The 261-nt window shown below is 57.9% G+C and carries 1 protein-coding gene; it reads left to right on the plus strand.

All coding sequences use genetic code 11. The features are described 5' to 3' along the window. On the plus strand, positions 1 to 261 hold a 261-nt coding region (locus QP415_RS12060), incomplete at both ends, for an MFS transporter (protein WP_285100237.1).

The following is a 261-nucleotide window of genomic DNA, read 5'->3' on the forward strand; positions in this document are numbered from 1 at the left end:
TCGTCAGCATCATCCACATCCATTCCGCCTCTGGTCATTCGAAGCGCCATCGTTGCCTCCCTCGGCGGCCTGCTCTTCGGCTTTGACACAGCGGTCATTTCCGGCGCGGAAGAAAAGCTCACCGAGCTCTACGCGCTCTCCTCTATGGGTGAGGGCATGATCGTTGCCATTGCAACCATTGGCACTATCGTCGGTGCAATCGTCGCCGGAAAACTCGCCGACCGCTTTGGCCGTAAACCCATTCTCTTCTGGATCGGCATC

It is taken from the genome of Pauljensenia sp. UMB3104 (assembly GCF_030217285.1).
Classification (GTDB): domain Bacteria; phylum Actinomycetota; class Actinomycetes; order Actinomycetales; family Actinomycetaceae; genus Pauljensenia.